Origin of the sequence: Okeania sp. SIO2B9 (genome assembly GCF_010672505.1) — a bacterium.
Taxonomy (GTDB): Bacteria; Cyanobacteriota; Cyanobacteriia; order Cyanobacteriales; family Microcoleaceae; genus Okeania; species Okeania hirsuta.
The window spans coordinates 1-3458 of record NZ_JAAHGK010000842.1; the positions used below are offsets into that span (position 1 = coordinate 1).

The 3458-nt window shown below is 35.3% G+C and carries 3 protein-coding genes and 2 pseudogenes; 1 reads left to right on the top strand and 4 read right to left on the bottom strand.

Annotated features, from left to right (window positions below; all coding sequences use genetic code 11):
* Window positions 1-342: 342 nt before the first annotated feature.
* Window positions 343-762: pseudogene (locus F6K13_RS24300) on the top strand (VWA domain-containing protein); the annotation flags it as partial.
* A gap of 160 nt (window positions 763-922) precedes the next feature.
* On the opposite strand, the gene F6K13_RS24305 reads toward F6K13_RS24300, so the two are convergent.
* The 4 genes and pseudogenes from F6K13_RS24305 to F6K13_RS24320 all read right to left on the bottom strand — a co-directional run bounded on the left by F6K13_RS24305 (window position 923) and on the right by F6K13_RS24320 (window position 3441).
* The gene (locus F6K13_RS24305; protein ID WP_124146896.1) at window positions 923-1252 is read right to left on the bottom strand and encodes a XisI protein; all 330 of its coding nucleotides are present in this window, start codon (window positions 1250-1252) and stop codon (window positions 923-925) included.
* The gene (locus F6K13_RS24310; RefSeq protein WP_124146897.1) at window positions 1240-1656 is read right to left on the bottom strand and encodes a XisH family protein; all 417 of its coding nucleotides are present in this window, start codon (window positions 1654-1656) and stop codon (window positions 1240-1242) included. The genes F6K13_RS24305 and F6K13_RS24310 overlap by 13 nt, the downstream gene beginning before the upstream one ends.
* A gap of 140 nt (window positions 1657-1796) precedes the next feature.
* Complete coding sequence (locus tag F6K13_RS24315) at window positions 1797-2435, bottom strand: transaldolase family protein (protein WP_124146898.1); 639 nt, start codon at window positions 2433-2435, stop codon at window positions 1797-1799.
* A 377-nt stretch (window positions 2436-2812) separates the two neighbouring features.
* Window positions 2813-3441 (bottom strand): annotated as a pseudogene (locus F6K13_RS24320) (vancomycin high temperature exclusion protein).
* Between the last annotated feature and the right edge of the window lie 17 nt (window positions 3442-3458).

The window sequence follows — 3458 nt, forward strand, 5'->3', positions numbered from 1 at the left end:
TGCCTCTTAAATCAGCTAATATTATTAAGTAGAACATGGTAAATTTTGGGCGCTATGTATCAAATTGTAAATTAGCTCAAAAGTTTATATTGATTGCCTTTAGGGTTTTTTTGATTAAAAATGCAACGTCTTTTTTTTAGCTTGCTCTACTTAGAATAATTTAGGAATTTGGCAATCAATGAAGAATATTTTTTTATTTAATCAAATTTAATCAGGTAAAAAATTATGCCCATATCTCTCGAAAAAATTGAAAGAGATGCTCCTAGATTAATCGATCTTGCTAAAAAAGCAGACATTTCAATCCTCAAGGCAAATCTGACAAATCATTAGGCTAAAGTTGCACTTTGTCTAGGTATTTCTGGCTCCATGTCCTACATTTATTCATCTGGTAAAATTCAAACTTTAGCAGAAAAAATATTAGCTCTAGAGCGTAGGTTCGATGATAACGGTTCTATAGAAATTTTTCTGTTTGGACAACATTCTCATCGGGTAGGAGAAATGACTTTAGGTAACTTCCAAGATTTTATTCCAAACATAGAAGAAGAATATCTTCTAGAAACAGGAACTTATTATGGCAAAGCCATGAAAATGATTAGAAATTTCTATTTTCCGGAGGGAAATGGCGATAGTAGAAATTCTCCTTTTGCTGCAGATAAACCCATTTATGTAATGTTTGTCACTGATGGGGCAACTACTGATGAAGAGGAAACACAAAACCAGTTAAAATGGTCGTCTTTTGAGCCAAATTTTTGGCAGTTTTAGATAGGAATTTTATCACAAGGGTAAAGCAACAGACAACAGGCAACAGGCAACAGGCAACAGGGGTAAAGAGGATTACCTTTTGATCACAGGATTTGGTATAATATAGTCTGGTGTTCAAACCAGGCTACTGCAACTTTTATTGTCTATATAGTAATCATTACTAACTAACAGCAAATTCAGTTAAACTACGTTTATATGGGGCATAAAACCCCAAGACAATATCTTTTTTAGGAACTCCAGCAGTTATTAATTGATTGGCAATTCCGATTTCTGTTCCATCTCTTTGAATCCATATTTTATTATCTCTTAAGTCAACATGAATAATCACACCATAGATTCTTTTTTGTTCTTTCCAGCCTATATTTAAGACTTGGTAATGATGGCGTTTTGTGTCAAATAGAAGTTGAATTTCTGTGTTATTTTTTCCATTATTAACTGAATGTTCGGTGAGAATTTTTTGGATAAGTTGAGAGTAATCTATTCTTTCCATAACACGACCTCCTGTTTGATAGAATCAAAAATTAAGAGTTTAATTTTATATTCCGCCAAAGAATCTTGAATAAATTGACGAGAAAAGAAATCTTCATAAGTATCTTGAGGAATTGCCCAGTAGAGAATTCTTTCTGGTTCTTCCAGTTTTAAAGCTAACCTATAATTGAGAATTTGCCCTAAAGCGAGATGAAATTCTGTAACTGCTGATGTACCTAAGAAAGACTTAATTTCTATGGTAATTTTTTGATCGGCTTTTTCGGCTGCAATTAATCTTTCTGCACCTAAATCTATGTAAAATTCTACATCATTTACTTTCAGATAAAGCGGATCGTTAGTAATCTTCCAGCCATCTTTTTCAATAGCGATACAAACTGATTGATGAAATATATCTTTGGCTGACACAGAATTTAATGATTAACACAATTACATTAGTATAAATAGTTATTATCTCTAGCCGCAGGAGCAAGCTTTTAAGAAACCTTGAAAATTCAATATTTATCCTCAATATAAACTATCTCCTACAGATATTTTATAATCGCCAATTAATACATAATTCCTCGCCCTTTTTCATTAAACTCTTTAAAAGTTTGCTCTGATAACTCCTGAGTAGTCATTGCTTGTAAAACAGAAAATGGTAATGTCAGATGATTAGCACCTGCCAGTAAAGTGGCCACAGCCTCATCAGGAGATTTTATACTTGCTGCTAAAATTTCTGTACCGCTACCCTGCACTACCTCAGCCATTTCCCGTACCAACTTTAAACCATCTCCCAATAATCTTGTTGCCCGGTTAACATAGGCGAGCGCGTATTTAGCACCCGCCTCTACAGCTACTACTGCTTGAGCAGGATGATATATTCCTGTCACAGAACAATTAATTTCTCCAGACAGATGAGATAGTGCTTGAAAACCAGTGGCAGTTGCCGGAATTTTCAGAACTATTTGATGACCAATTAATTTCGATGCAGCTTTCGCTTCTGCCATCATGTCATCAAAATTAGTAGCAGTAAGTTGGTAATATAATTCTCCAGAAACAATTTCTGAAAGTTCCTTTAATGTAGCTTCTGGAGACAAATCGCTTTTTACTAACAAAGTAGGGTTAGTTGTCACACCAGATATCCAACCAAATTTACTGGCAACTCTAGCTTCTGTTACTATTGCGGAATCAAGATAAAGAACCATTTTTTTTCTCCTACAAAAATTGGCGTTGCTGAAGCACGTGTATGATATTAATTTTAATTACGGGGTTGCACATTATGGAATGATTTTGCCAAAAATTGCTTTAGATTTTGACTAAGAAAAACCTAATATTAATCATTCTAGCAATTGATTAATCCACAATCCAATTCAATCAAAAATATCAAATCATTCGTCACTGTGCAACACCTTAATTACTAAGAAGTCAGTCCTCAGTCCTCAGGAGGGAACAAAGGAAGATATATATTTTTTAATTTCTTCCCCCTCTCCCCACATTCCCCTCCTGGGAGGGGTTAGGGGTAAGTTCCCCCAATGCGAAAATGTAGCAAACATTGATCGCGCTTGGTATAACCTACAACCTACTACCTACTACTAATTCCCTCAAAAGGTCCTAAAAAAGTAGGGCGAGGGCGAGTAATATGAACCTCTAACAATGCTTTTAAGACTGCCAAAAGTTCGCGGAGAGAATAACGTCTCATAGAATCATTTCTAAACTTTCCCCAATCTGGTGTACCTAAACCTGTAGCATCTACTCCCAGTTGACGACAGGTATAAACCGCACGAGGCAAATGATAACTTTGAGTTACTAAAACTGCTTGGGTAATGCCAAATATTTCTTTAGCACGATAACAACTTTCATAAGTGCTAAAACCAGCATAATCTAAAGTAATATCATCAACAGGTATACCACGGGAAATTGCATATTCTTGCATTGCTTTCACTTCATTATAATCAGGAGTACCATTGTCACCAGTCATCAAAATTTTTTTAACACTACCAGTTTTGTACAAGTTAACAGCTCCTTGTACTCGGTCAGCTAACATTGGCGTGGGAGTACCATCGTCCCATACTCCGGCCCCAAAAACTATAGCAATAGGTTGCTCTGGCACTTCTTCCGGGTTTTTGTATCGATATTTGCTTGTCGCTATTCTGACATAAACGTTTAAAGCTAGGGAATTAGTAGTATTGTTAATATTAAAACTAGAAAAATTAAGCGTTGATTGAGTA